The 26,705-nt window shown below is 60.0% G+C and carries 31 protein-coding genes; 17 read left to right on the top strand and 14 right to left on the bottom strand.

Annotated elements, in window-relative coordinates; all coding sequences use genetic code 11:
- Positions 1–15 precede the first annotated feature (15 nt).
- Genes AC3IT9_RS04185 through AC3IT9_RS04195 form a run of 3 tightly spaced genes read left to right on the top strand, consistent with a single transcriptional unit; the run spans position 16 to position 1,983 of the window.
- The gene (locus AC3IT9_RS04185) at positions 16–444 is read left to right on the top strand and encodes a DUF2753 family protein (protein WP_489272145.1); all 429 of its coding nucleotides are present in this window, start codon (positions 16–18) and stop codon (positions 442–444) included.
- Positions 445–446: 2 nt separating this feature from the next.
- Complete coding sequence (locus tag AC3IT9_RS04190) at positions 447–1,058, top strand: superoxide dismutase (RefSeq protein WP_489272146.1); 612 nt, start codon at positions 447–449, stop codon at positions 1,056–1,058.
- Positions 1,059–1,089: 31 nt separating this feature from the next.
- The gene (locus AC3IT9_RS04195) at positions 1,090–1,983 is read left to right on the top strand and encodes a ZIP family metal transporter (RefSeq protein WP_150758022.1); all 894 of its coding nucleotides are present in this window, start codon (positions 1,090–1,092) and stop codon (positions 1,981–1,983) included.
- Positions 1,984–2,028: 45 nt separating this feature from the next.
- Here AC3IT9_RS04195 and AC3IT9_RS04200 read toward each other — a convergent pair whose 3' ends face one another.
- The 10 genes from AC3IT9_RS04200 to AC3IT9_RS04245 all read right to left on the bottom strand — a co-directional run bounded on the left by AC3IT9_RS04200 (position 2,029) and on the right by AC3IT9_RS04245 (position 9,141).
- Positions 2,029–2,301, bottom strand: coding sequence for an HPr family phosphocarrier protein (locus AC3IT9_RS04200; RefSeq protein ID WP_046040042.1), 273 nt, complete (start codon positions 2,299–2,301; stop codon positions 2,029–2,031).
- 15 nt (positions 2,302–2,316) lie between these two features.
- The gene (gene rapZ, locus AC3IT9_RS04205) at positions 2,317–3,174 is read right to left on the bottom strand and encodes an RNase adapter RapZ (RefSeq protein WP_150727432.1); all 858 of its coding nucleotides are present in this window, start codon (positions 3,172–3,174) and stop codon (positions 2,317–2,319) included.
- A 2-nt stretch (positions 3,175–3,176) separates the two neighbouring features.
- On the bottom strand, positions 3,177–3,641 hold the full coding sequence (gene ptsN, locus AC3IT9_RS04210; RefSeq protein WP_008046148.1) for a PTS IIA-like nitrogen regulatory protein PtsN: 465 nt from the start codon (positions 3,639–3,641) through the stop codon (positions 3,177–3,179).
- Between the two features lie 12 nt (positions 3,642–3,653).
- Positions 3,654–3,962 (bottom strand): ribosome hibernation-promoting factor, HPF/YfiA family, encoded by a 309-nt coding sequence (gene hpf / locus AC3IT9_RS04215; protein WP_007941242.1) that lies wholly within the window; start codon positions 3,960–3,962, stop codon positions 3,654–3,656.
- Positions 3,963–4,036: 74 nt separating this feature from the next.
- Positions 4,037–5,530 carry an RNA polymerase factor sigma-54 gene (locus AC3IT9_RS04220; protein WP_150727431.1) on the bottom strand — a complete coding sequence of 498 codons (1,494 nt, stop codon included), beginning with the start codon at positions 5,528–5,530 and terminating at the stop codon, positions 4,037–4,039.
- A 272-nt stretch (positions 5,531–5,802) separates the two neighbouring features.
- On the bottom strand, positions 5,803–6,528 hold the full coding sequence (gene lptB, locus AC3IT9_RS04225; RefSeq protein ID WP_008054366.1) for an LPS export ABC transporter ATP-binding protein: 726 nt from the start codon (positions 6,526–6,528) through the stop codon (positions 5,803–5,805).
- On the bottom strand, positions 6,528–7,076 hold the full coding sequence (gene lptA / locus AC3IT9_RS04230; protein ID WP_150727430.1) for a lipopolysaccharide transport periplasmic protein LptA: 549 nt from the start codon (positions 7,074–7,076) through the stop codon (positions 6,528–6,530). The genes lptB and lptA overlap by 1 nt, the downstream gene beginning before the upstream one ends.
- Positions 7,063–7,635, bottom strand: a complete 573-nt coding sequence (gene lptC, locus AC3IT9_RS04235; protein ID WP_150727429.1) for an LPS export ABC transporter periplasmic protein LptC — start codon at positions 7,633–7,635, stop codon at positions 7,063–7,065. The genes lptA and lptC overlap by 14 nt, the downstream gene beginning before the upstream one ends.
- Positions 7,636–7,642: 7 nt before the next feature.
- The gene (locus AC3IT9_RS04240) at positions 7,643–8,167 is read right to left on the bottom strand and encodes a KdsC family phosphatase (RefSeq protein WP_008018712.1); all 525 of its coding nucleotides are present in this window, start codon (positions 8,165–8,167) and stop codon (positions 7,643–7,645) included.
- A complete protein-coding gene (locus AC3IT9_RS04245) occupies positions 8,167–9,141 on the bottom strand; it encodes a KpsF/GutQ family sugar-phosphate isomerase (RefSeq protein WP_007986704.1) in 975 nt (324 codons plus the stop codon). Before AC3IT9_RS04245 ends, AC3IT9_RS04240 begins: the two co-directional genes overlap by 1 nt.
- 275 nt (positions 9,142–9,416) lie before the next feature.
- Here AC3IT9_RS04245 and AC3IT9_RS04250 point away from each other — a divergent pair, with 275 nt between their 5' ends.
- From AC3IT9_RS04250 to hisC, 10 genes are all read left to right on the top strand, one after another.
- A complete protein-coding gene (locus AC3IT9_RS04250; RefSeq protein WP_007986707.1) occupies positions 9,417–10,226 on the top strand; it encodes an ATP-binding cassette domain-containing protein in 810 nt (269 codons plus the stop codon).
- Positions 10,226–11,023 (top strand): lipid asymmetry maintenance ABC transporter permease subunit MlaE, encoded by a 798-nt coding sequence (gene mlaE, locus AC3IT9_RS04255; RefSeq protein WP_150727426.1) that lies wholly within the window; start codon positions 10,226–10,228, stop codon positions 11,021–11,023. The genes AC3IT9_RS04250 and mlaE overlap by 1 nt, the downstream gene beginning before the upstream one ends.
- Entirely contained in the window at positions 11,023–11,490 is a 468-nt protein-coding gene (gene mlaD, locus AC3IT9_RS04260) for an outer membrane lipid asymmetry maintenance protein MlaD (RefSeq protein ID WP_150727425.1), read from the top strand. The genes mlaE and mlaD overlap by 1 nt, the downstream gene beginning before the upstream one ends.
- A gap of 11 nt (positions 11,491–11,501) precedes the next feature.
- Positions 11,502–12,155, top strand: a complete 654-nt coding sequence (locus tag AC3IT9_RS04265) for an MlaC/ttg2D family ABC transporter substrate-binding protein (RefSeq protein WP_150727424.1) — start codon at positions 11,502–11,504, stop codon at positions 12,153–12,155.
- Positions 12,152–12,457 (top strand): STAS domain-containing protein, encoded by a 306-nt coding sequence (locus tag AC3IT9_RS04270; RefSeq protein WP_223455587.1) that lies wholly within the window; start codon positions 12,152–12,154, stop codon positions 12,455–12,457. The genes AC3IT9_RS04265 and AC3IT9_RS04270 overlap by 4 nt, the downstream gene beginning before the upstream one ends.
- A gap of 114 nt (positions 12,458–12,571) precedes the next feature.
- Positions 12,572–12,811, top strand: a complete 240-nt coding sequence (locus tag AC3IT9_RS04275) for a BolA family protein (protein ID WP_020796650.1) — start codon at positions 12,572–12,574, stop codon at positions 12,809–12,811.
- A gap of 22 nt (positions 12,812–12,833) precedes the next feature.
- On the top strand, positions 12,834–14,099 hold the full coding sequence (gene murA / locus AC3IT9_RS04280; protein WP_102702535.1) for a UDP-N-acetylglucosamine 1-carboxyvinyltransferase: 1,266 nt from the start codon (positions 12,834–12,836) through the stop codon (positions 14,097–14,099).
- 128 nt (positions 14,100–14,227) lie between these two features.
- Positions 14,228–14,863, top strand: coding sequence for an ATP phosphoribosyltransferase (gene hisG, locus AC3IT9_RS04285; RefSeq protein WP_008018703.1), 636 nt, complete (start codon positions 14,228–14,230; stop codon positions 14,861–14,863).
- A gap of 125 nt (positions 14,864–14,988) precedes the next feature.
- Positions 14,989–16,314: a histidinol dehydrogenase gene (gene hisD, locus AC3IT9_RS04290; protein ID WP_150758019.1), complete on the top strand. Its 1,326-nt coding sequence runs from the start codon at positions 14,989–14,991 to the stop codon at positions 16,312–16,314.
- 2 nt (positions 16,315–16,316) lie between these two features.
- Entirely contained in the window at positions 16,317–17,369 is a 1,053-nt protein-coding gene (gene hisC / locus AC3IT9_RS04295; protein WP_150758018.1) for a histidinol-phosphate transaminase, read from the top strand.
- Between the two features lie 122 nt (positions 17,370–17,491).
- On the opposite strand, the gene algW is transcribed toward hisC, so the two are convergent.
- The gene (gene algW, locus AC3IT9_RS04300; protein WP_150754384.1) at positions 17,492–18,652 is read right to left on the bottom strand and encodes a Do family serine endopeptidase AlgW; all 1,161 of its coding nucleotides are present in this window, start codon (positions 18,650–18,652) and stop codon (positions 17,492–17,494) included.
- Positions 18,653–18,755: 103 nt separating this feature from the next.
- Between algW and AC3IT9_RS04305 the strand changes: the two genes are divergently transcribed.
- The 3 genes from AC3IT9_RS04305 (at position 18,756) to cysN (ending at position 22,596) form a co-directional block, all read left to right on the top strand.
- The gene (locus tag AC3IT9_RS04305; protein ID WP_150727418.1) at positions 18,756–19,514 is read left to right on the top strand and encodes a Nif3-like dinuclear metal center hexameric protein; all 759 of its coding nucleotides are present in this window, start codon (positions 18,756–18,758) and stop codon (positions 19,512–19,514) included.
- Positions 19,515–19,770: 256 nt separating this feature from the next.
- Entirely contained in the window at positions 19,771–20,688 is a 918-nt protein-coding gene (gene cysD / locus AC3IT9_RS04310) for a sulfate adenylyltransferase subunit CysD (RefSeq protein ID WP_008046199.1), read from the top strand.
- Between the two features lie 9 nt (positions 20,689–20,697).
- Complete coding sequence (cysN, locus tag AC3IT9_RS04315; protein WP_489272149.1) at positions 20,698–22,596, top strand: sulfate adenylyltransferase subunit CysN; 1,899 nt, start codon at positions 20,698–20,700, stop codon at positions 22,594–22,596.
- Between the two features lie 183 nt (positions 22,597–22,779).
- Here the strand turns inward: cysN and yihG are convergent, their stop codons facing one another.
- From yihG to AC3IT9_RS04330, 3 genes are read right to left on the bottom strand one after another with little or no spacing between them, the layout of a single operon-like run.
- Positions 22,780–23,682 carry a 1-acylglycerol-3-phosphate O-acyltransferase, YihG family gene (yihG, locus tag AC3IT9_RS04320; RefSeq protein ID WP_489272150.1) on the bottom strand — a complete coding sequence of 301 codons (903 nt, stop codon included), beginning with the start codon at positions 23,680–23,682 and terminating at the stop codon, positions 22,780–22,782.
- Entirely contained in the window at positions 23,683–25,782 is a 2,100-nt protein-coding gene (gene pta, locus AC3IT9_RS04325) for a phosphate acetyltransferase (RefSeq protein ID WP_150727415.1), read from the bottom strand.
- A gap of 60 nt (positions 25,783–25,842) precedes the next feature.
- On the bottom strand, positions 25,843–26,169 hold the full coding sequence (locus AC3IT9_RS04330; protein WP_489272152.1) for a DUF3565 domain-containing protein: 327 nt from the start codon (positions 26,167–26,169) through the stop codon (positions 25,843–25,845).
- On the opposite strand from AC3IT9_RS04330, the gene AC3IT9_RS04335 reads away from it, so the two are divergent.
- Positions 26,138–26,623, top strand: coding sequence for an FKBP-type peptidyl-prolyl cis-trans isomerase (locus AC3IT9_RS04335; protein ID WP_008150718.1), 486 nt, complete (start codon positions 26,138–26,140; stop codon positions 26,621–26,623). The genes AC3IT9_RS04330 and AC3IT9_RS04335 overlap by 32 nt on opposite strands.
- Positions 26,624–26,705 lie beyond the last annotated feature (82 nt).

The following is a 26,705-nucleotide window of genomic DNA, read 5'->3' on the forward strand; positions in this document are numbered from 1 at the left end:
CTTTGGAGGCGCACCATGGAGCACTGGAAACGCACGATCGAAAGAGCCAATCGTTTTTTCATGCTGGGTGAACTGGTCGATGCCCGCGAGGCGTACCTGCAGGCATTGGCCCTGGCCCAGGTGCTGTTCGAGCGCTGGGCGGATGCCGACGAAGCGGTGGCGGCCTGCGTGATTTCCCATCACAACCTGGCGGACCTGCACTTGCGTCTGAACCAGCCGGAGGAGAGCGCCGAATACTTGTGTGCCATCCACCAACGGCTGCTGCAGACCGTGCAGGACCCGCGGCTACCACAAGCATTGCGTGAAGCGGCGTTGCGCCAGAGCAGCAAGAGCTACGTTGAGCTGCTGAATTTCATCAGTGAGCACGGCGAGTATCCGCGTACCCATCGGCTGCTGCGCATCGATGTCGCTTCGCCTGCGCCTCATCATCATGGAGTCCATTGAACATGGCTTTTACCTTGCCTGCCTTGCCATACGCCTACGACGCCCTGGAACCGCACATCGATGCGCAGACCATGGAGATTCACTACACCCGGCATCACCAGACTTACATCAACAACCTCAACACGGCCGTCGAGGGCACCGAGTATGCCGATTGGTCCGTGGAGAAGCTGGTGTCTGCCGTTCAGCAGTTGCCGGAAAAACTTCGCGCAGCGGTGATCAATCAGGGCGGCGGCCACGCCAACCATTCGCTGTTCTGGGAAGTCATGACGCCCGGCGGTGGTGGCGAGCCCGAAGGTGCGCTGGCCAAGGCCATCGATGAACAACTGGGCGGCCTCGACAGCTTCAAGGAAGCCTTTACCAAGGCTGCATTGACCCGCTTCGGCAGTGGCTGGGCCTGGCTGAGCGTAACTCCGCAAAAGACCCTGGTGGTGAAAAGCAGCGGCAACCAGGACAGCCCATTGATGAACGGCAATACGCCGATTCTGGGCCTCGACGTCTGGGAACACGCCTATTACCTGCGTTATCAGAACCGTCGTCCGGAATACATCAGCGCGTTCTACAACGTGATCAATTGGCCGCAAGTCGCTGCGCGCTATCAGACCGCACTGGTTTAAGTCTTTTATAAAAACAATCCAAGGCAGGGCTATGGGCACTGAAACACTGGCGATCGGAAGTGGACGGATGTTTCGTTACGCGTTTGGATCGCTGTTACTGCTGGCGGGTATGAGCCTATTGGTTGCCCATGGGCTGGCATGGCTCGACCTTGAGCCGAAGTTGCTACGTGCACTGCAGGGCGGTGCGATCTGCGCCTTGGGTACCGCGCTGGGCGCGGTGCCGGTGTTGGTGATTCGGCGGATGCCACAGATGCTCAGCGACACTTTGCTTGGGTTTGGCGCTGGCGTGATGCTCGCGGCGACGGCATTTTCGCTGATCGTTCCGGGCATCTCTGCCGCCGAAGGGCTTGGCCTGTCACCCTGGGCGTCCAGTGGGCTGATCAGCTTCGGCATTATGCTCGGCGCATTCGGGTTGTTCCTGGTGGATCGGAAGGTCTCCGGGGCCAGTCCGGACATGCTGGTCGGCACGCTGGAGCGACCGGTCATTCCTCCGCGGATCTGGTTGTTTGTGTTTGCGATCATCGCCCACAACATCCCGGAAGGCATGGCTGTGGGTGTTTCGGCCGGTGGTGGAATGCCTGACGCCGACAGTCTCGCCATGGGCATTGCCTTGCAAGATGTGCCGGAAGGGTTGGTCATCGCTTTGGTACTGGCCGGGGCAGGGATGTCCAGGATCAAGGCGTTCCTGATCGGTGCCGCATCTGGGTTGGTCGAACCTGTGTTCGCACTGCTATGCGCGTGGCTGGTGAGCCTGGCCGAACTGCTGCTGCCTTTGGGATTGGCACTGGCGGCGGGGGCGATGTTGCTGGTGGTGACCCATGAAATCATTCCCGAGTCGCGCCGCAATGGTCATGACAAGCTTGCCAGCCTCGGGCTGCTGATGGGGTTCTGTTTGATGATGGTGATGGATACAGCGCTGGCTTGATTTGTGGCAAAGCTCCCTCGCCACAAAAGCTCACCTGTCGGAGTGTTATTCGCCTTCGTCGAAGAAGTTGTTGATCAACGCCACCAGCGCGTTCAGCGCTTCCTGTTCCTGCTCGCCTTCGGTGCTCAAGTGAATCGTGGTGCCTTTGCCGGCGGCCAGCATCATCATCGCCATGATGCTTTTGCCATCGACCATGGACTCTGGTGTACGACCGGCCCGGATCTGGCACGGGAACTGACCCGCCACCCCAACGAATTTTGCAGAAGCGCGAGCATGCAGGCCCAGCTTGTTGATGATTTCGATTTCCAGAGCAGGCATCGCGGTGTGAATCCTTTAGCTGAGGTCGCGGTGGCGAACCTGGACGTTCTTCAGTGATTTTTGCAGCGCCTGCCCCAGACGCTCGGTCAGGTAGACGGAACGGTGATGTCCGCCAGTGCAGCCAATGGCAATGGTGACATAGGCGCGGTTGCTGGCGGCAAAACGCGGCAGCCACTTTAGCAGGTATGTGGAAATGTCCTGAAACATCTCTTCGACATCCGGTTGTGCCGCCAGATAGTCGGCAACCGGTTGATCGAGCCCGGACTGTTCGCGCAATTCCGGTTTCCAGTAAGGGTTGGGCAGGCAGCGCACATCGAACACCAGGTCGGCGTCCACCGGCATGCCACGCTTGAACCCGAAGGACTCCACCAGGAACGCAGTGCCCGGCTCTGGCTGATTCAGCAGGCGCAGTTTGATGGCGTCGCGCAGCTGGTACAGGTTCAGGCTGGTGGTGTTGATCTTGAGATCGGCGAGGTCGGCAATCGGCCCGAGCAGGTCGCTCTCGACGCTGATGGCTTCGGCCAGCGAGCGGTTGGCATTGGTCAGGGGGTGACGTCGGCGGGTTTCCGAGAAGCGCTTGAGCAGGGTTTCTTCGTCGGCGTCCAGGTACAGCACATCGCACTGGATGTGGCGGGCACGGACTTCCTCGAGCAGGTCGGGGAAGCGTGACAGGTGGCTGGGCAGGTTGCGCGCGTCAATGGAAACGGCGACCAGCGGCTGTAACAGCTCGGTATGAACCAAGGCGCGTTCGGCCAACTCCGGCAGCAGGCCGGCAGGCAGGTTGTCGATGCAGTAGTAGCCGTTGTCCTCAAGAACGTTGAGGGCGGTACTTTTACCTGAGCCGGAACGGCCACTGACGATGATCAAGCGCATGATTACTGACCGTTTTGCTCGTCCAGGACAACCTGATACAGGGCTTCGTTGCTTGCAGCACTACGCAGCTTTTCGCGAACTTCCTTGCGGTCGAGCATGCTGGCGATCTGTCGCAGCAGCTCAAGGTGCGCATCGGTGGCGGCTTCCGGGACCAGCAGCACGAACAGCAGGTCAACCGGCGCACCATCGATGGCGTCGAAATCGATAGGGGCGTCCAGGTGCATCAATGCACTGATGGGCGAAACACAGCCCTTGAGACGGCAATGTGGAATAGCGATTCCATTGCCAAACCCGGTGGAGCCGAGTTTTTCACGGGCAATCAGTGCCTCGAAGACATCTTGCATCTCCAGGGCCGGCACTTCGCGGGCGATCAGATTGGCAATTTGTTCGAGGGCTTTCTTTTTACTGCCTCCCGGCACGTTCACCAGGGAACGGCCGGGGGTCAGGATACTTTCAAGTCGGATCATGGGTAGGGAGTGTTAACGACCGGTTGCGCCCTGGAGGAGGCTCTGGGTCTTTTCCTTATGTTTTTTGAGTTGTTTATCCAGCTTGTCGGTGAGTGCGTCGATCGCGGCGTACATATCGGTATGTTCCGCGTTTGCGACCACTTCATTCCCGGGAATATGCAGCGTGGCTTCGATTTTCTGCTTCAGTTTTTCGACGGTCATCGTGACCTGCACATTAGTGATCTTGTCGAAATGTCGCTCCAATCGTTCGAGTTTTTCGCCGATGTAGGTGCGAAGAGGTTCGGTCACTTCCAGTTGGTGTCCACTGATGTTGACTTGCATACAGCTTCTCCTTCGTTGCCAGTGCATAAAGCGGTAGATCAGATGATCTACCACTGGAACGCTGTGGCGTGGCTCTACATCAACCGCTTGCGTTCGCTCGAAGGCGCGATCCCGAGGGATTCGCGGTACTTGGCGACGGTGCGGCGAGCCACCTGAATGCCTTGTGCCTCCAGTAAACCAGCGATCTTGCTGTCACTCAACGGCTTTTTCTGATTTTCCGCGGCAACCAGTTTTTTGATGATCGCCCGGATCGCCGTGGACGAGCATTCGCCGCCTTCGGAGGTGCTTACGTGACTGGAGAAAAAGTACTTCAGTTCATAAATGCCCCGGGGGGTGTGCATGAACTTCTGGGTGGTCACCCGTGAAATCGTCGATTCATGCATGCCGACCGCTTCGGCGATGTCATGCAGGACCAGCGGCTTCATGGCTTCGTCGCCGTACTCCAGAAAGCCGCGTTGATGCTCGACGATCTGGGTGGCAACCTTCATCAGGGTTTCATTGCGGCTTTGCAGGCTCTTGATGAACCAGCGGGCCTCCTGCAACTGATTGCGCATGAAGGTGTTGTCGGCGCTGGTGTCGGCGCGGCGCACGAAACCGGCGTACTGGGCGTTGACCCGCAGACGTGGCACCGACTCCTGATTCAGCTCCACCAGCCAGCGCTCGTTGTCCTTGCGCACGATAACGTCAGGAACGACGTACTCGGCTTCGGTGGACTCGATCTGCGAGCCCGGGCGCGGGTTGAGGCTCTGGACCAGTTCGATGACCTGGCGCAGTTCATCTTCCTTGAGCTTCATGCGGCGCATCAACTGGCTGTAGTCGCGGCTGCCAAGCAGGTCGATGTAATCGGTGACCAGGCGCTTGGCCTCGGCCAGCCAAGGTGTCTTGGCTGGCAATTGACGCAATTGCAGCAACAGGCATTCACCCAGGTTGCGGGCGCCGATGCCGGCGGGCTCGAACTGCTGAATGCGGTGCAGGACGGCTTCGATTTCGTCCAGTTCGATGTCCAGTTCCGGGTCGAAGGCTTCGAGGATTTCCTCGAGGGTTTCGTCCAGGTAGCCCTGATTGTTGATGCAGTCGATCAGGGTCACGGCGATCAGGCGATCGGTGTCGGACATCGGGGCCAGGTTCAGCTGCCACAGCAAGTGGCTCTGCAGGCTTTCGCCGGCCGAGGTGCGGGTGGTGAAGTCCCACTCGTCGTCGTCACTGCTGGGCAGGCTGCTGGCGCTGGTCTGGTAAACGTCCTCCCACGCGGTGTCGACGGGGAGTTCGTTGGGGATGCGCTCGTTCCAGTCACCTTCATCGAGGTTATCAACCGTCGGGGCGCTTTCCTGGTAGGAGGGCTCCTGGATGTCAGTGTTGGGCTTTTGTTCGGCGTTGTCGGCCAAGGGGTCGGAATTGTCGAAGTCGTCGCCTTCTTCCTGGCGTTCGAGCATCGGATTGGACTCCAGGGCCTCCTGGATTTCCTGTTGCAGGTCCAGGGTCGACAATTGGAGCAGGCGGATGGCCTGTTGCAGCTGCGGTGTCATCGTCAGCTGCTGGCCCATTCTCAAGACTAGCGATGGTTTCATGGCAGGGGCTTAACACCTTATTCGCCGGCGCACATGCGCCATCCACTACAGGGCGCCGGGGCGCCAAACATAAGCAAATTATATGCCTGAAACTGAATGGTTTGCCTAGAGCGCTGTAACAATAAAAGCTGCAAAGTTTTGTTGACAGGTTGCTCCGGCTGGCTCCTGAACATCTTTGAAGCGTCGGGTTTGCCTGGAGCGCTGTAACAATAAAAAAGAGTTGATTTTTTATCGAGACAAGCGCCCGTCGACTGCTCTGGCACCTCGGTGTCTTACAGGCGGAATTCGTGGCCCAGGTACACTTCCTTCACCAGGTCGTTGGCCAGGATGGTTTCAGCGTCGCCTTCAGCGATCAGTTGACCGTCATTGACGATATAGGCGGTTTCACAGATATCCAGGGTTTCACGAACGTTGTGGTCCGTGATCAGCACGCCAATGCCTTTGGCCTTGAGGTGGTGAATGATCTGCTTGATGTCACCGACCGAAATCGGGTCCACGCCGGCGAAGGGTTCGTCGAGGAGGATGAATTTCGGGTTGGTGGCCAGGGCGCGGGCGATTTCAACGCGGCGGCGCTCACCACCGGACAGGCTCATGCCGAGGTTGTCGCGGATGTGGCTGATGTGAAATTCCTGCAACAGGCTTTCCAGCTCTTTGCGACGACCGGCCTTGTCGAGCTCCTTGCGGGTCTCGAGGATGGCCATGATGTTGTCGGCCACCGACAGTTTGCGGAAGATCGATGCTTCCTGCGGCAAGTAGCCGATACCGGCCTTCGCGCGGCCATGCATCGGCTGGTGGCTGACGTCCAGGTCATCGATCAGGACGCGGCCCTGGTCGGCCTGTACCAGGCCGACAATCATGTAGAAGCAGGTGGTCTTGCCGGCGCCGTTCGGGCCAAGCAGGCCGACAATCTGACCGCTGTCGATGGACAGGCTGACGTCGCGCACGACCTGGCGGCTCTTGTAGCTCTTGGCCAGATGCTGAGCTTTCAGAGTTGCCATTACTGAGCCTTTTTCTCGTCGGTTTTCTTCTTCGGCTGGATCACCATGTCAATACGCGGGCGCGCCTCGGTGACCTTGCTGCCTGTGGCGCGACCGGCGCTGGCGAGCTTCTTGTCCGTGTCGTAGACAATTTTCTCGCCTTGGGTGACGTTGTTGTCCTTGTCGACAACTTTGGCCTTGTCGATCAGTACGACGCGATTTTGCGCGGCGTGATACTGGATCGTCACGCCCCAGCCCTGAACAGGCTTGGTATCGCCAGCTGTTTGCAATTGCTCGAAGTACGCCAGGTTGCCCACCGAGGTCACTACGTCGATGTCGCCAGCCGGGGTGCGGGTAATGGTAACGGTGTTGCCTGTCACCTTCATCGAGCCTTGGGTGATGATCACGTCACCCTTATAGGTAGCAATACCTTGCTTGTCGTCCAGTTGGGCATCGTCGGCCTGAATGCGGATAGGCTGCTGTTGATCTTCCGGCAGAGCCCAGGCGCTCACGCTTCCCAGTGCTGCGCCCAGACTGAGCAAAATCGGGAGGGTTTTAACGAGCCTCATACTGTCCTCTTACGTTCGATAGCAGGTGTATCCTGCTTTCTTTCAAATACGCCTTCATTCCCTTGCCAGTCGATACACCGCCAGCGCCGTCGATTCTAACGTCTTGCTCGGTCTGCGCATATTGCTGCTGCGGGAACACGGTCATGCGGGTGCTGGTGATCAGGGTTTTACGGTTTTTCTCGTCAAAGCGCGTGATACGCACGTCATCGATCAGTTCGACCTGTGTGCCATCAGGGTTGACCTCGCCGCGCAGGCTCTGGACGTGCCACGGGAATTCAGTGCCGCGGAACACATTCAGGTCGGGGTTGGTCAGCAATGTCACCTCGGTCGCTTTCAGGTGCTCGACCTTGTCGGACACCAGATCATATTGCAGCTTGCCGTCCGGCAGGTACTGCACGCTGTGGGCGTTGATGGCGTAATAGTCGATCGCGCTTTCATCGACCGGCGTTACCGGCTTGTCGAGGAAGCGTTCCGGGCTGATGTTCCAGTAGCCAACCGCGGCGAATATCGCCGCGATGCAACTGAACATCAGGGTGTTGCGAAACTTTTTGCTCAGCATAGTGGGCTCACAGGTACGCCGCATTGGCCGCATCGAGGCGGTCCTGGGCGCGCAGGATCAATTCGCAGAATTCGCGAGCGGCACCTTCGCCGCCACGGGCGAGGGTGATGCCGTGAGCGTGTTCACGCACGAAGCTGGCGGCATTGGCCACCGCCATGCCCAGGCCGACGCGGCGAATCACCGGCAGGTCCGGCAGGTCATCGCCGAGGTAGGCCACCTGTTCATAGCTCAGGTTGAGTTGGGCCAGTAGCTCATCGAGTACCACCAGTTTGTCTTCGCGCCCCTGATACAGATGCGGGATGCCGAGGTTTTTGGCCCGTCGCTCGACCACCGGGGTCTTGCGGCCACTGATGATGGCCGTCTGCACGCCAGCGGCCATCAGCATCTTGATACCCTGGCCGTCGAGTGTGTTGAAGGTCTTGAATTCGCTGCCGTCTTCGAGGAAGTACAGGCGCCCGTCGGTCAGCACGCCATCGACATCGAACACTGCCAGTTTGATCTGTTTGCCGCGTTGCAACAGGTCCGCACTCATTACATTACTCCTGCACGCAGCAAGTCGTGCATGTTCAAGGCGCCGACCGGGCGGTCTTCTCGGTCGACCACGACCAGCGCGTTGATTTTATGATCTTCCATGATTTTCAGCGCTTCGGCGGCGAGCATCTCGGCGCGGGCAGTCTTGCCATGTGCAGTCATGACCTGGTCGATTGTAGCGCTATGGATGTCGATGCTACGGTCCAGCGTGCGGCGCAAGTCACCGTCGGTAAAGATCCCGGCCAGCTTTCCATCGGCTTCCAGGATCACGGTCATGCCCAGGCCTTTGCGGGTCATTTCCATTAGCGCGTCCTTGAGCAGGGTGCCGCGCTGGACCTGCGGCAGTTCCTGGCCTGCGTGCATGACATTTTCCACTTTCAGCAGCAGGCGTCGGCCCAGGGCGCCGCCGGGATGGGAAAAGGCGAAGTCTTCGGCGGTAAAGCCACGGGCTTCCAGCAGCGCGACGGCCAGGGCGTCGCCCATGACCAGGGCGGCGGTGGTCGACGAGGTGGGTGCCAGGTTCAAGGGGCAGGCTTCGTGTTCGACGTGAACATTCAGGTTGACCTCGGCGGCCTTGGCCAGCGCGGAGTCAGGATTGCCGGTCACACTGATCAATTGAATGCCCAGGCGTTTGATCAGTGGCAGCAGGGTCACGATTTCATTGGTGGAGCCGGAGTTCGAGAGCGCCAGAATGATGTCGTCACGGGTAATCATGCCCATGTCACCGTGGCTGGCTTCAGCCGGGTGCACAAAAAATGCCGTGGTGCCGGTGCTGGCCAGGGTCGCGGCAATCTTGTTGCCGATGTGCCCCGACTTGCCCATGCCGACCACGACCACGCGGCCTTTGCTGGCCAGAATCATCTCGCAAGCGCGTACGAAATCTGCGTCGATATGGGGTAGCAGGCCTTGCACGGCTTCTACCTCGAGGCGGATGGTGCGTTGTGCTGATTGAATCAGGTCGCTGGATTGGCTCATGTCAGAAATCGTATAGCCTGATGAAAAGGCGGCGATTATAGCGGTTATGATCGAATCCCTCACGCTAGTTCGTCGCGCATTGTCATCCTTGTTGCCGGAAACCTTCTAAACAGGGCTTTCAACCTGTCATACAGTTGAACATGTCCTGGCTTTGGCCTTGGGGGCGCAGCCTTTGCAGTGATATAGTTCGCCGCCAGTTCGGCCTGCCCGGGAGGTATGTGCTTTCGTGAGAAAGTCAGGCGTCCGAGTGAGAGGCTGCATCGCAAGGAGTTTAGATGAGTGCCGATAACGCCTACGCGGTCGAGCTGAAGGGACTGTCCTTCAAGCGCGGTGCGCGCAGCATTTTCAATAATGTCGATATCCGTATCCCACGCGGCAAGGTCACCGGCATCATGGGGCCTTCCGGGTGTGGCAAGACCACGCTCTTGCGTCTGATGGGCGCCCAGTTGCGGCCCACCAAGGGCGAAGTCTGGGTCAACGGTCAGAACCTGCCAAAACTGTCGCGCAGCGATCTGTTCGATGCGCGCAAGCATATGGGCGTACTGTTTCAGAGCGGTGCACTGTTTACCGACCTCGATGTCTTCGAGAACGTCGCTTTTCCGCTGCGGGTTCACACGCAACTGCCGGACGAAATGATCCGCGACATCGTCCTGCTCAAGCTGCAGGCCGTGGGCTTGCGGGGTGCCATCGAACTGATGCCTGACGAGCTTTCCGGTGGCATGAAGCGCCGTGTCGCGCTGGCCCGGGCGATTGCGCTCGATCCACAGATCCTCATGTACGACGAGCCCTTTGTCGGCCAGGACCCCATCGCAATGGGCGTTCTGGTGCGCCTGATTCGATTGCTCAACGATGCGCTGGGCATCACCAGCATCGTGGTATCCCACGACCTGGCCGAGACCGCGAGCATTGCCGATTATATTTATGTGGTGGGCGATGGTCAGGTATTGGGGCAGGGCACGCCGGACGAGTTGATGAACTCGGATGAGCCGCGCATTCGTCAGTTCATGACTGGTGAACCCGACGGCCCGGTTCCGTACCACTTTCCAGCGACGGATTACCGCGCAGATCTTCTGGGGAAGCGCTGATGCGCAGAATTTCATTGGTAGAACGCGTTCGCCGCTTCGGCCAGGCCGGCATCGATGTGTTGGCGGTGTTCGGGCGTTCGAGCCTGTTCCTGTTCCATTCCTTGCTTGGCCGGGGCGGAATCGGTGGCGGTTTCGGGCTGCTGGTCAAGCAGTTGCATTCGGTGGGCGTGATGTCCCTGGTGATCATCGTGGTCTCCGGGGTATTCATCGGCATGGTGCTGGCGCTGCAAGGCTTCAACATTCTTTCCAGCTATGGTTCAGAACAGGCCGTCGGGCAGATGGTGGCGCTGACGCTGCTGCGTGAACTGGGGCCGGTGGTGACCGCCTTGCTGTTCGCCGGGCGCGCAGGTTCGGCGTTGACCGCCGAAATCGGCAACATGAAGTCCACCGAGCAGTTGTCCAGCCTGGAAATGATCGGGGTCGACCCGCTCAAGTACATCATCGCGCCACGCTTGTGGGCCGGTTTCATTTCCCTGCCGGTGCTGGCGATGATTTTCAGCGTGGTGGGTATCTGGGGCGGCTCGTGGGTGGCGGTCGACTGGCTGGGGGTCTATGAAGGCTCCTACTGGTCGAACATGCAGAACAGCGTGACCTTCGCGGACGATGTGCTCAACGGGATCATCAAAAGCATCGTCTTTGCCTTTGTCGTGACCTGGATCGCCGTATTCCAAGGCTATGACTGCGAACCCACTTCCGAGGGGATCAGTCGTGCCACTACCAAGACCGTTGTGTATGCCTCGTTGGCAGTGCTCGGCCTGGACTTTATTCTGACCGCCTTGATGTTTGGAGATTTCTGATGCAAAACCGCACCCTGGAAATCGGTGTCGGCCTTTTCTTGCTGGCTGGCATCCTGGCTTTGCTCTTGTTGGCGTTGCGGGTCAGTGGCCTGTCCCCGACTCCGAGCACCGACACGTATAAACTTTACGCCTACTTCGACAATATCGCCGGTTTGACGGTCAGAGCAAAGGTGACCATGGCCGGTGTGACCATCGGCAAGGTCACGGCCATCGATCTGGATCGCGACAGTTTCACCGGTCGGGTGACCATGCAGCTGGAAAAACGCATCGATAATCTGCCTGCGGACTCTACTGCATCTATTCTGACCGCTGGCCTGTTGGGCGAGAAGTACATCGGTCTCAGCGTGGGCGGGGAAGACACCCTGCTCAAGGATGGTGGAACCATCCATGACACGCAGTCATCGTTGGTGCTCGAAGACCTGATCGGTAAATTCCTGCTCAATACCGTTAGCAAAGAAGCTAAATGAGGAACTGTTAAATGATCTCTACCTTGCGACGTGGCCTTTTGGTACTGCTCGCGGCGCTGCCGCTGGTAGCCAACGCCGTGGCGGCGCCTTCGGCGCACGATCTGGTACAGGACACCACTAATCGGATGCTGGCCGATCTGGCGGCCAATAAAGAAAAGTACAAGCAGGATCCGCAAGACTTTTATGCGGCGCTGAACACCATCGTCGGGCCGGTTGTGGATGCCGAGGGTATTTCCAAGAGCATCATGACGGTCAAATACTCGAAGAAAGCTACGCCTGCGCAGATGAAGACCTTCGAAGAAAACTTCAAGAAGGGTCTGTTCCAGTTCTATGGCAATGCCTTGCTGGAGTACAACAACCAGGGCATCACCGTTGATCCGGCCAAAGACGAATCGGGCGACCGTACCAGTGTCGGCATGACCGTCAAGGGCAGCAGCGGCGCGATCTATCCAGTGTCCTACACGCTGGAAAAGATCAACGGCGAGTGGAAACTGCGTAACGTCATCATCAACGGCATCAACATCGGCAAGCTGTTCCGCGATCAGTTCGCCGATGCGATGCAGCGCAATGGCAACGACCTGGACAAGACCATCAATGGTTGGGCCGGAGAAGTCGCCAAGGCCAAGGAAGCCACCGACAAGAAACCAGAGCAGTCAGCCCAATGAGTGAGTCGGCAGTCCAGATGGACGAAGCGGGCGAGCTGCGACTCAGTGGCGTGCTGGATTACCGCACCGGCCCTGGCCTGCGCGAGCAGGGCAAGGCGCTGATCAAGGCCAGCAAGGCTGCGGCGCTGGTGGTCGATTGCTCGGCGGTGACCAAGTCCAGCAGTGTTGGTTTGTCGTTGTTGCTGTGCTTTATCCGCGATGCGCAGGCGGCCGGCAAGGCCCTGAGCATCCGTGGGATGCCGGATGATATGCGTGAAATCGCTCAGGTCAGCGAGATGACCGAGCTGTTGGCGCACCCCTGACACGCATCTATAAAGAAGCCCCCCGTCCGAGTCCTGCTTGGCGGGGTTCGCAGGCGCGGGGCTTTTTTGTATGATGTCCGACCCGCGCGCACAGGGCGCCGATTGAGGTTGAGCATGCAGGCCAACGAAGTTAAGAGCTTTCTTGAAGGAAAGCTGCCCGGAACGAAAGTAGAAGTCGAGGGCGAAGGCTGCAATTTCCAGCTGAACGTGATTAGCGATGAACTGGCGGCGTTGAGCCCGGTGAAGCGTCAGCAGCAGGTCTATGCCCATTTGAACCCGTGGATCACCGATGGCAGCATCCATGCGGTCACTATGAAATTTTTCAGCAGCGCGGCCTGGGCCGAGCGCACCTGAGCCCAAGGGCGTCGAGATTCTTATGGATAAATTGATTATTACTGGCGGTGCTCGTCTTGATGGCGAAATCCGCATCTCCGGGGCAAAGAACTCTGCCCTGCCGATCCTGGCTGCCACCTTGCTGTGCGATGGCCCGGTGACCGTGGCCAACCTGCCGCACCTGCACGACATCACCACCATGATCGAGCTGTTCGGGCGCATGGGCATTGAGCCGGTGATCGACGAGAAACTCGCCGTCGAAATCGACCCGCGCACCATCAAGACCCTGGTCGCACCGTACGAACTGGTTAAAACCATGCGTGCGTCGATTCTGGTACTGGGTCCGATGGTTGCCCGTTTCGGTGAAGCCGAAGTCGCCTTGCCTGGCGGTTGCGCCATCGGTTCGCGTCCGGTTGACCTGCACATCCGTGGCCTGGAAGCCATGGGCGCAGTCATCGACGTCGAAGGCGGCTACATCAAGGCCAAGGCGCCTGAAGGCGGCCTGCGCGGTGCGCACTTCTTCTTCGACACCGTCAGTGTGACCGGTACCGAAAACATCATGATGGCCGCAGCGCTGGCCAAAGGCCGCAGCGTCCTGGCTAACGCCGCGCGCGAGCCTGAAGTGGTCGACCTGGCGAACTTCCTGAACGCCATGGGTGCCAAGGTTTCCGGCGCCGGTACCGACACCATCACCATCGATGGCGTCGAGCGTCTGCACACCACCACTTACAAAGTGATGCCAGACCGTATCGAAACCGGTACCTACCTGGTTGCCGCTGCCGTGACCGGCGGCCGCGTGAAGGTCAAGGACACCGATCCGACCATCCTCGAAGCCGTTCTGGAAAAGCTCCGTGAGTCCGGTGCCGAAATTACCTGCGGCGAAGACTGGATCGAGCTGAACATGCACGGTAAGCGTCCGAAAGCCGTCAACGTGCGGACCGCTCCGTACCCGGCGTTCCCGACTGACATGCAGGCGCAGTTCATCTCCCTCAACGCCATTGCCGAAGGCACCGGTGCTGTGATCGAGACGATCTTCGAAAACCGCTTCATGCACGTCTACGAGCTGCACCGCATGGGCGCCAAGATCCAGGTCGAAGGCAATACCGCCATCGTTACCGGCACCGAAAAACTCAAGGGCGCGCCAGTGATGGCGACCGACCTGCGTGCTTCGGCCAGCCTGGTGATCTCGGCGCTGATCGCCGAGGGCGACACCCTGATCGACCGCATCTACCACATAGACCGTGGCTACGAGTGCATCGAAGAAAAACTGCAGATGCTGGGCGCCAAGATCCGCCGCGTTCCGGGCTAGTTGTTACAGATGGGGCACAGGGACGTGCCCATTGGTTTTGTTTCAAGTCGAGCCGGTTTCCGGCTCGATGTGTGTCCGGCGCCATTTGCGACCGGGCATGAGTACCTTGATAAGGACTGACGTTTCCCATGTTGACCATCGCACTGTCCAAGGGCCGCATCCTTGACGACACCCTGCCGCTTCTGGCTGAAGCGGGCATCGTGCCGACCGAGAATCCGGACAAGAGCCGCAAGCTGATCATTCCCACGACCCAGGAAGATGTACGCCTGCTGATCGTGCGTGCCACCGATGTGCCGACCTATGTCGAACATGGTGCCGCCGACCTCGGTGTTGCCGGTAAAGATGTGCTGATGGAATATGGCGGCCAGGGCCTGTACGAGCCACTGGACCTGCAAATTGCCCAGTGCAAGTTGATGACTGCCGGCAAGGTTGGCGCGGTCGAGCCCAAGGGCCGCCTGCGCATCGCCACCAAGTTCGTCAACGTTGCCAAGCGTTACTACGCTGAGCAGGGTCGTCAGGTCGACATCATCAAGCTGTACGGCTCGATGGAGCTGGCACCGCTGATCGGCCTTGCCGACAAGATCATCGACGTGGTCGACACCGGTAACACGCTGCGGGCCAACGGCCTGGAGCCACAGGATTTCATTGCTGCCATCAGCTCCCGGCTGATCGTCAACAAAGCATCGATGAAGATGCAGCACGCCCGTATCCAGGCGTTGATCGACACCCTGCGCAAGGCAGTGGAGTCTCGACACCGCGGCTGATTCACCTGCGCGACGTTAAGTCGCGCCCGTCTATCCGCCTCATAGCCAGAATTCTCAGGTGCCCAAGCGGATGGAGTGCTAGCTTCGGGTGCCTGAGTTTTTGCCATTCCTATGAGGCTCTCGCTATGACCGCACCGACTGCAATTCGCCGACTCAACGCTGCTGACCCGGATTTCGCGCATCATCTGGATCATCTGCTGAGCTGGGAAAGTGTGTCTGACGACTCGGTCAATCAGCGGGTGCTGGACATCATCAAGGCCGTGCGTGAGCGTGGCGACGCGGCACTGGTGGACTTTACCCGGCAGTTCGACGGCCTGGACGTGAAGTCCATGGCCGACCTGATCCTGCCGCGCGAGCGTCTGGAGCTGGCGCTCACCCGCATCTCCGTGCCTCAGCGCGAAGCCCTGGAAGTCGCCGCCGCCCGTGTGCGCAGCTACCACGAAAAACAGAAGCAGGACTCCTGGAGCTACACCGAGGCCGACGGCACCGTGCTGGGCCAGAAAGTCACGCCGCTGGACCGCGCCGGCCTGTACGTACCGGGCGGCAAGGCGTCGTACCCGTCGTCGGTGTTGATGAACGCGATTCCGGCCAAGGTCGCCGGCGTCACCGAAGTGGTCATGGTGGTGCCGACCCCGCGCGGTGAAATCAACGAACTGGTGCTGGCTGCTGCCTGCATCGCCGGCGTCGACCGTGTGTTCACCATCGGTGGCGCTCAAGCCGTTGCTGCATTGGCTTACGGCACCGAAAGCGTGCCGAAGGTCGATAAAGTGGTCGGCCCGGGCAACATCTATGTCGCCACCGCCAAGCGCCACGTGTTTGGCCAGGTCGGTATCGACATGATCGCCGGGCCCTCCGAGATCCTCGTGGTGTGCGACGGCCAGACCGATCCGGACTGGATCGCCATGGACCTGTTCTCCCAGGCCGAGCACGACGAAGACGCCCAGGCGATTCTGGTCAGCCCCGACGCCGAGTTCCTCGACAAGGTCGCCGCCAGCATCGCCAAGCTGATGCCGACCATGGAGCGCGCCGCGATCATCGAGACCTCGATCAATGGTCGTGGTGCACTGATCAAGGTGCGTGACATGGAGCAAGCCATCGAAGTGGCCAACCGCATCGCGCCGGAGCACCTCGAATTGTCCGTTGCCGATCCACAAGCCTGGCTGCCGCAAATCCGCCACGCCGGCGCGATCTTCATGGGGCGTCACACCTCCGAAGCCCTGGGTGACTATTGCGCAGGCCCCAACCACGTGTTGCCGACTTCCGGCACCGCCCGGTTCTCCTCGCCACTGGGTGTGTACGACTTCCAGAAACGCTCGTCGATCATTTTCTGTTCCGAGCAGGGTGCTTCCGAGTTGGGCAAAACCGCTTCCGTGCTGGCCCGTGGCGAGTCGCTGACCGCCCATGCCCGCAGCGCCGAATACCGCATCGTTGACGACAAGCAGGTGAAATGAACATGAGTAAATTCTGGAGCCCGTTCGTCAAGGATCTGGTGCCTTACGTGCCGGGCGAACAACCCAAGCTGACCAAACTGGTCAAGCTAAACACCAACGAAAACCCGTACGGCCCATCGCCAAAAGCCCTCGCGGCGATGCAAACCGAACTCAATGACAATCTGCGTCTGTACCCGGACCCGAACAGCGACCTGCTCAAGCAAGCCGTTGCCAGGTACTACGGCGTGCAAGGCAATCAGGTGTTCCTCGGCAACGGTTCCGATGAAGTGCTGGCGCACATCTTCCACGGTTTGCTGCAGCACGATCAGCCGCTGCTGTTCCCGGACATCAGCTACAGCTTCTACCCGGTCTACTGCGGGTTGTACGGCATCAAGTTCGACGCGGTGCCGCTGGACGAGCAGTTCCAGATCAACCCGGCGGACTACGCCAAACCGAACGGCGGGATCATCTTTCCTAACCCGAATGCGCCGACCGGTTGCCTGTTGGCGCTGGAAGCGGTGGAGCAGATTCTCAAGGCCAGCCCGGATTCGGTGGTGGTGGTCGACGAGGCCTACATCGATTTCGGCGGCGAGACGGCAATCTCCCTGGTCGATCGTTATCCAAACCTGCTGGTGACCCAGACCCTGTCCAAGTCCCGTTCCCTGGCCGGTCTGCGGGTAGGCCTGGCGGTCGGCCATCCCGACCTGATCGAGGCGCTGGAGCGGATCAAGAACAGCTTCAACTCCTATCCGCTGGATCGCATGGCGAATGTCGGCGCTGCCGCCGCGTTCGACGATCGCGAGTATTTCGACAAGACCTGCCGGTTGGTGATCGAGAATCGCGAGAAGGTCGTTGCACAGCTAGAGGAGAAGGGTTTTGAAGTGCTGCCATCGGCGGCGAACTTCATTTTCGCCCGTCACCCCCGGCACGATGCGGCGGGGCTTGCGGCGAAGCTGCGCGAGCAAGGCGTGATCGTTCGGCACTTCAAGCAGGAGCGGATTGCCCAGTTCCTGCGGATCTCCATCGGCACGCCAGAGCAGAACCAGGCGCTGATCGACGGCCTCGGCGACCTCTAAACCACCCTCAAAACCTGTGGGAGCGAGCCTGCTCGCGATAAGGCCATAACACTCAACATCTTTGTTGACTGTTAAATCGCCATCGCGAGCAGGCTCGCTCCCACATTGGTTTTGGCTACAGCTTACTTTTCTTCTGTGTCCTTGACCGGAGCCGGCGGCGGACGCAGGCCGACTTCTGCCGTCAGCTTGAGCTCCTTGCCGTTGCGCATCACCTGGATCGCGACCTTGTCGGTCGGCTTGATCCGCGCCACCTGATTCATCGAGCGACGGCCATCACCGGCCGGTTCGCCATCGATGGCAAGAATCACATCACCCAGTTGCAGGCCGGCCTTCTGTGCCGGACCATCGCGGAAAATCCCCGCCACGACAATGCCAGGGCGCCCGGACAAGCCGAACGACTCGGCCAGCTCCTGGGTCAGCGGCTGCACTTCGATACCCAGCCAGCCACGAATCACCTGGCCGTGCTCGATGATCGACTTCATCACTTCCATCGCCAGCTTCACCGGGATCGCGAAACCAATGCCCTGGGAGCCCCCGGACTTGGAAAAGATCGCCGTGTTGATGCCGGTCAGGTTGCCGATGGCATCCACCAGCGCACCGCCTGAGTTGCCCGGGTTGATCGCCGCATCGGTCTGGATGAAGTCTTCATAGTTGTTCAGGCCCAGTTGATTGCGCCCGGTGGCGCTGATGATGCCCATGGTCACGGTCTGGCCGACGCCGAACGGGTTGCCGATGGCCAGCGCGACGTCGCCGATGCGGATGTTGTCGGAACGGCCCACGGTGATCGACGGAAGGTTCTTCAGGTCGATTTTCAGAACCGCGAGGTCAGTCTCCGGGTCGCTGCCGATCACCCGCGCCAGGGTCTCCCGGCCGTCCTTGAGCGCCACCACGATCTGGTCGGCGCCGCTGGTCACGTGGTTGTTGGTCAGGATGTAGCCTTCCGGGCTCATGATCACGCCGGAACCGAGGCTCGACTCCATGCGTTTCTGCTTGGGCGAGTTATCGCCGAAGAAGCGACGGAACTGCGGATCTTCGAACAACGGATGATTGGGTTTGTTGATGACTTTGGTGGTGTACAGGTTCACCACCGACGGCGCCGCGGTGGATACCGCTTCGGCATAAGACACCGGGCCCTGCTGCATGCTGGTGGTTTGCGGCGCTTGTTGCAGATTCACGTCGAGGCTCGGGAGCCCGACCCACTGCGGGTAACGCTGGATTATCAAAAGAGCGACAAGCACGCCGGCCAACAGCGGCCAGCCGGAAAAACGCAGCGCCTTGAGCATTAAGCAGTTCCTGAGAGAGTTGCAGGCGGTATGAGACCGCTCATAATGACGCGCATTATACGAGGCCGCACGCGCCTCTGAACGGGATATTTAGGAGTCTTTCATGGCCGTCGCCCTGAGCACCCTGGTCGAAGAAGCCGACCGTTACCTCAACAGCGCCAAAATCGCCGATTACTGCCCCAACGGCTTGCAAGTCGAAGGCCGTCCGCAAGTGATGCGCATTGTCAGTGGTGTCACCGCCAGCCAGGCCTTGCTCGATGCGGCCGTGGAGGCCAGTGCCGACCTGGTGCTGGTGCATCATGGCTACTTCTGGAAAGGCGAGAATCCGTGTATCACCGGCATGAAACAGCGCCGCTTGAAGACCCTGCTCAAGCACGATATCAGCCTGTTGTCCTATCACCTGCCGCTGGACCTGCACCCGGACGTCGGCAATAACGTGCAGCTCGCGCGGCAACTCGATATCACCGTCGAAGGTCCGCTGGACCCGGACAATCTGAAGATCGTCGGCCTGGTCGGCTCGCTGAATGAGCCGATGATGCCCCGGGATTTCGCCCGCCGCGTCCAGGAAGTGATGGGGCGTGAGCCGCTGTTGATCGAAGGCAGCGCCATGGTCCGCCGTATCGGCTGGTGCACCGGTGGTGGCCAGGGTTACATCGATCAGGCCATTCTGGCCGGCGTCGATCTGTACCTCAGCGGCGAGGCTTCCGAGCAAACCTTCCACAGCGCCCGGGAAAACGACATCAGCTTCATTGCCGCCGGTCACCATGCGACCGAGCGCTACGGCGTTCAGGCGCTGGGGGATTATCTGGCGCGGCGCTTTGCGCTGGAACACATCTTCATCGATTGTCCGAATCCGATCTGAAACGCCATCCCTGTAGGAGCGAGCCTGCTCGCGATGAACCCGAGAACACCGCGGGGTGTCAGGCTCCCAGCGTTATCGTTGACGACCATCGCGAGCAGGCTCGCTCCTACAGGGGGTGCGTTTGGCCCAAACGCGGGGGCATATTCATATGCTCTTTCGATCTAGTTGGCGTCCTGATTAGAAGAGGTCGCTGTGCTAGGATCCCCGCTCGAACACGGCCCGCTGGCCGTTCATAAGAAAGTTTTCGTGAGTAGCCATGGTCGACAAACTGACGCATCTGAAACAGCTGGAGGCGGAAAGCATCCACATCATCCGCGAGGTGGCCGCCGAGTTCGATAACCCGGTGATGCTGTACTCCATCGGTAAAGATTCCGCCGTGATGCTGCATCTGGCACGCAAGGCGTTCTTCCCGGGCAAGCTGCCGTTTCCGGTGATGCACGTCGACACTCGCTGGAAATTCAAGGAGATGTACAGCTTCCGCGACAAGATGGTCGCTGAGCTGGGCCTCGACCTGATCACCCACGTCAACCCGGACGGCGTGGCGCAGGACATCAACCCGTTCACCCACGGCAGCGCCAAGCACACCGACATCATGAAGACCGAGGGCCTGAAGCAGGCACTCGACAAGTATGGTTTCGACGCAGCATTCGGCGGCGCCCGTCGTGATGAAGAGAAATCCCGCGCTAAAGAGCGTGTGTACTCGTTCCGCGACAGCAAGCACCGCTGGGATCCGAAAAACCAGCGCCCCGAGCTGTGGAACGTCTATAACGGCAAGGTCAACAAGGGCGAGTCGATTCGCGTCTTCCCACTGTCGAACTGGACCGAGCTGGACATCTGGCAGTACATCTACCTTGAAGGCATCCCGATCGTTCCGCTGTACTTCGCCGCCGAGCGTGAAGTCATCGAGAAGAACGGCACGCTGATCATGATCGACGACGAGCGCATCCTCGAGCACCTGAGCGATGAAGACAAAGCGCGCATCGTCAAAAAGAAAGTGCGTTTCCGTACCCTTGGTTGCTACCCGTTGACGGGCGCGGTGGAGTCCGAGGCCGAAAGCCTCACGGACATCATTCAGGAAATGCTCCTGACGCGAACTTCCGAGCGCCAGGGCCGTGTCATCGACCACGATGGCGCAGGCTCCATGGAAGACAAAAAACGTCAGGGTTATTTCTAAGGGGTTGTCATGTCGCACGTATCTGATTTGATCAGCGAGGACATCCTCGCCTACCTGGGCCAGCACGAACGTAAAGAGCTGCTGCGCTTTCTGACCTGCGGTAACGTCGACGACGGCAAGAGCACCCTGATCGGGCGCCTGCTGCACGACTCCAAGATGATCTACGAAGATCACCTGGAAGCCATTACCCGCGACTCGAAAAAAGTCGGCACCACCGGTGAAGACATCGACCTGGCGCTGCTGGTCGACGGCCTGCAGGCCGAGCGTGAGCAAGGCATCACCATCGATGTCGCGTACCGCTATTTCTCCACCGCCAAGCGCAAATTCATCATCGCCGACACCCCGGGCCATGAGCAGTACACCCGCAACATGGCCACCGGTGCCTCCACCTGTGACCTGGCGATCATCCTGGTCGACGCCCGTTACGGCGTGCAGACCCAGACCCGTCGCCACAGCTTCATCGCCTCGCTGCTGGGCATCAAGCACATCGTCGTGGCCATCAACAAGATGGACCTCAAGGACTTCGACCAGGGCGTGTTCGAGTCGATCAAGGCCGATTACCTGCAGTTCGCCGAAGGCTTGAAGATGAAGCCCACCACGATGCACTTCGTGCCGATGTCGGCTTTGAAGGGCGACAACGTGGTGAACAAGTCCGAGCGTTCGCCGTGGTACACCGGCCAGTCGCTGATGGAAATCCTCGAGACCGTGGAAGTGGCGGGCGATCGCAACTTCACCGACCTGCGTTTCCCGGTGCAGTACGTCAACCGTCCGAACCTGAACTTCCGTGGCTTCGCCGGTACGCTGGCCAGCGGCATCGTCAAGAAAGGCGACGAAGTCGTGGTGCTGCCGTCGGGCAAGAGCAGCCGCGTGAAATCCATCGTCACCTTCGAAGGTGAACTGGAGCACGCCGGTCCTGGTCAGGCGGTGACGCTTACCATGGAAGACGAAATCGATATCTCCCGTGGTGACCTGTTGGTTCACGCCGACAACGTGCCGCCGGTGACCGACAGCTTCGAAGCCATGCTGGTGTGGATGGCTGAAGAGCCGATGCTGCCGGGCAAGAAATACGACATCAAACGCGCCACCAGTTACGTGCCGGGCTCCATCGCCAGCATCGTCAACAAGGTCGACGTCAACACCCTGGAAGAAGGTCCGGCCAGCGCGTTGCAACTGAACGAAATCGGCAAGGTCAAGATCGCGCTCGATGCGCCGATTGCCCTCGACGGTTACGACAGCAACCGCACCACCGGCGCGTTCATCATCATCGACCGCCTGACTAACGGCACCGTTGGCGCGGGCATGATCGTCGCCCAGCCTGTGGCTCACGGCAGCTCCACGCACCACGGCAAACTGGCACACGTAGCCACCGAAGAACGCGCACAGCGCTTCGGCCAGCAACCGGCCACAGTGTTGTTCAGCGGCTTGTCGGGCGCGGGAAAAAGTACGCTGGCCTACGCGGTTGAGCGCAAGTTGTTCGACCTGGGCCGTGCAGTGTTCGTACTCGATGGCCAGAACCTGCGTCACGACCTGAACAAAGGTCTGCCACAGGATCGCGCCGGGCGTACCGAGAACTGGCGTCGTGCCGCGCACGTTGCGCGTCAGTTCAACGAAGCCGGTCTGCTGACTCTCGCTGCGTTCGTTGCCCCGAGTGCCGAAGGGCGTGAACAGGCCCGGGAACTGATTGGCAAGGAGCGTCTGCTGACGGTCTACGTCCAGGCTTCGCCGACAGTCTGCGCCGAGCGTGATCCACAAGGCCTCTACGCGGCGGCAGGGGATAACATCCCGGGCGACTCCTTCCCATACGACGTGCCGCTGGATGCCGACCTGGTGATCGACACCCAGTCCGTGTCGCTGGAAGAAGGCGTGAAGCAAGTGCTGGGTCTGCTGCGTGAGCGTGGGGCGATCTAAGCCTTAGCCGGAAATGAAAAACCCGCCGATGAGTGATCATCGGCGGGTTTTTTTGTGCCCTTGAGATTGTCATCGCGGGCAAGCCCGCTCCCACAGGTTTTTCGGCTGTACACAACAATAGTGTTCACTGAAGGTCACTGTGGGAGCGGGCTTGCCCGCGATGAGGGCATTACAGACACCTGATTACTTCGCTGGATACTCGCGATGCATCTGTTCCAGCAACGCATCCTTGTCCTGCCACAACTGGTTGATCCAGCCCTGAAACTGCAGGCGGTATTCGCCATCCTGGTCATAGTTCTTGCCAATGAATTGCGGCGGAATCTTCAGCTCTTCGAAGTGCACCACCACGTCCGCCACATTCCCGCACAGCAAATCCCAGAAGCCCGGACGCCCGGCGGGGTAGTGGATGGTCACGTTGACCAGGGATTCAAGCTGCTCGCCCATCGCATCCAGCACAAAGGCAATGCCGCCTGCCTTGGCCTTGAGCAGGTACTTGAAGGATGACTGCTGTTGCTTGTGCTTGCCCTCGGTGAAGCGCGTGCCTTCGACGAAGTTGAAAATACCCACCGGGTTGTCGCGAAATTTCGCACAGGTCTTGCGGGTGGTTTCCAGGTCCTTGCCTTTCTTCTCCGGGTGCTTCTCCAGATAGGCCTTGGAGTAGCGCTTCATGAACGGAAAGCCCAGCGCCCACCAGGCCAGACCGATCACCGGGACCCAGATCAGCTCCTGCTTGAGAAAGAACTTCAGCGGCTGAATGCGCCGGTTGAGCACGTATTGCAGCACCAGGATGTCGACCCAGCTTTGGTGGTTGCTGGTGATCAGGTACGAGTGCTGATAGTCGAGGCCTTGCAGGCCGCTGATGCGCCAGCGCGTGCGGCGTACCAGGTTCATCCAGCCTTTGTTGATGCTGATCCAGGCTTCGTGGGTATGGCTCATCAGCCAGCCCGCGAGGCGCTGGGTGAGGGCGAACGGCAATACCTTGACGAGCGCCACGCAGAACAGGAACGAGCAGAGCAAAATCGTGTTCAGCGTCAACAGCAGCGAGGCGATCACGCCTCGCAGCGGAGCAGGTAGGAAGTCCAGCATTTACACATCCATAGGTCGGTTGGCAGCTTGAATCGCGGTCAACGCGATGGTGTAGACGATGTCATCGACCTGCGCGCCGCGCGGCAAATCGTTCACCGGTTTGCGCAGCCCTTGCAGCATCGGCCCGAGGCTGACGCAGTCGGCGCTGCGCTGTACGGCTTTGTGCGTGGTATTGCCGGTGTTGAGGTCGGGGAACACGTACACCGTGGCACGACCGGCCACCTGACTGTTCGGCGCCAGTTGCCGGGCCACGCTTTCGTTGGCGGCGGCGTCGTACTGCAAGGGGCCGTCGATCAGCAGTGAGTGCTGTTGTTCGTGCGCGAGCAACGTCGCCTCGCGGACCTTCTCGACCTCTTCGCCGCTGTCCGACTCGCCGCTGGAGTAGCTGATCATCGCCACCCGTGGCGTGATGCCGAATGCGGCGGCCGAATCAGCGCTTTGCAGGGCGATCTCGGCCAGTTCGCTGGCGCTTGGGTGCGGGTTCATCACGCAGTCGCCGTAGACCAGTACCTCTTCCGGGAACAGCATGAAGAACACCGACGACACCAGGGTGCAGCCCGGCGCCGTTTTAATCAGCTGCAGGGCCGGGCGGATGGTGTTGGCGGTGGTGTTGATCACGCCCGACACGAGGCCGTCGACTTCATCCAGGGCCAGCATCATGGTGCCGATCACCACGGTGTCTTCCAGTTGTTGCTCGGCCATCGGCGCGTTGAGGCTTTTGCTTTTGCGCAGCGCGACCATTGGCTCGACGTAGCGCTCACGGATCAAGTCCGGGTCGATGATTTCCAGGCCTGGCGGCAGCTCGATGCCTTGGGCGCGGGCGACGGCTTGCACGTCCTCGGGCTTGGCCAGCAACACACAGCGCGCGATGCCACGGGCCTGGCAGATCGCGGCGGCCTGCACGGTCAGCGGCTCGCTGCCTTCGGGCAGCACGATGCGCTTGTTGGCCGCCTGGGCGCGCTGGATCAATTGATAGCGGAAAACCGCTGGCGACAGGCGCATCTCCCGTGGCGTACCGCAGCGCTGGTGCAGCCAGTTGGCATCGAGATGGCCGGCGATGAAATCGGTGATGATTTCGGCGCGCTCGCGGTCGTCGATGGGGATTTCCTTGTTCAGGCCATTGAGCAGGTTGGCGGTGTCATAGGAGCCGGTACTCACCGACAGCACCGGCAACCCGGCCTGCAGGGCGCCGCGGCACAGGTCCATGATGCGTGGGTCGGGCAGGGTGTCGCTGGTCAGCAGCAGGCCGGCCAGCGGCACGCCGTTCAAGGCCGCGAGGCTGACGGCGAGGATGATGTCGTCGCGATCGCCGGGGGTCACCACCAGCACGCCGGGCTTGAGCAACTCCACGGTGTTGCGCATGGTGCGGGCGCAAATGATGATCTTGGTCATGCGCCGGGTTTCGTAATCACCGGCGTTGAGCACTTGCGCGCCCATCAGGTCGGCGACGTCGCGGGTGCGCGGGGCGTTCAGTTCCGGCTGGAACGGAATGCAGCCGAGCAAGCGGAAATCACCACTGCGCAGCAACGGCGAATGTTCCTTCAGGCGCGTGGCGAAGGCCTCCATGCTTTCTTCGGTCTTGACCTTGTTGAGGATCACACCGAGGACTTTCGGGTCTTTCGGGCCGCCGAACAATTGCGCCTGCAACTCGACGCGACCGGAGAGCTCGGTCAGCACTTCGTTTTCCGGTGCCGAGACCAGGATCACTTCGGCGTCGAGGCTCTTGGCCAGGTGCAGGTTGACCCGCGCGGCATAACTGGCGCTGCGGGTCGGCACCATGCCTTCGACGATCAGCACGTCCTTGCCGATGGCCGCCTGCTGATAAAGGGCGATGATTTCTTCGAGCAATTCATCGAGCTGACCGTCGCCGAGCATGCGCTCGACATGGGCCAGGCCCAGGGGCTGGGGCGGTTTCAAACCGTGGGTACGCGCCACCAGTTCGGTGGAACGTTCCGGGCCGGTGTCGCCCGGATGCGGCTGGGCAATCGGCTTGAAAAAACCGACCTTGAGCCCGGCCCGCTCAAGGGTACGCACCAGCCCGAGGCTGATGGAGGTCAGACCCACACCAAAATCGGTGGGCGCGATAAAAAAAGTTTGCATGCGGATTCTCTGAAGGTGCATGGCAATGGTGAAAGCCTATAACTGGCGATCTACCGAAATTCAGTCGCCAAGGTTATCGCTAACCGAGCCCTGTGCGCACCAACCGCAGGCAAAGGGTTGGCCTATTTTTTCCTGGCGCTGCGCAGGGTCCATGACCCAGGCACGTGATTGCCATGGCGGTTGGTGCCGCAGGTGTTGGGTGTGGCCGCAGGAAAGCTCGGCCACCCAGTGTCCGTCCTCGTCCTGGTGGAAGCCTGTGATCGTCGAATCCCGTTTGTCCGGGTTGTGTTCGCTTTCGGTCGATTGCTTCGCTAAACTTGGCCTTTCAATCTTCTTATGCAAAAGGTCTCGCCCCATGCTGATCGCCGCCAATAAGGCTGTCTCCATCGACTATACCCTGACCAACGACGCTGGTGAGGTCATCGACAGCTCCGCCGGCGGCGCGCCGCTGGTCTACCTGCAAGGCGCAGGCAATATCATCCCGGGCCTGGAAAAGGCTCTGGAAGGCAAGACTGTCGGCGACGAGCTGACCGTAGCCGTTGAGCCGGAAGACGCTTACGGCGAATACGCTGCCGAACTGGTCAGCACCCTGAGCCGCAGCATGTTCGAAGGCGTCGATGAGCTGGAAGTGGGCATGCAGTTCCACGCTTCCGCTCCGGACGGCCAGATGCAGATCGTGACCATCCGTGATCTGGACGGCGACGACGTCACCGTTGACGGCAACCACCCGTTGGCCGGTCAGCGCCTGAATTTCCAGGTCAAGATCATCGACATCCGTGACGCCAGCCAGGAAGAAATCGCTCATGGTCACGTCCATGGCGAAGGTGGCCATCACCACTGATTTCTGCGCTAAGCTCAGATAACTGGAGAGGCGCCCTGTGGGCGCCTTTTTAGTCTGCGGCTGTCCCTGACGACACCGCCAA

The sequence above is a fragment of the Pseudomonas sp. KH_046_1 genome (assembly GCF_057839025.1).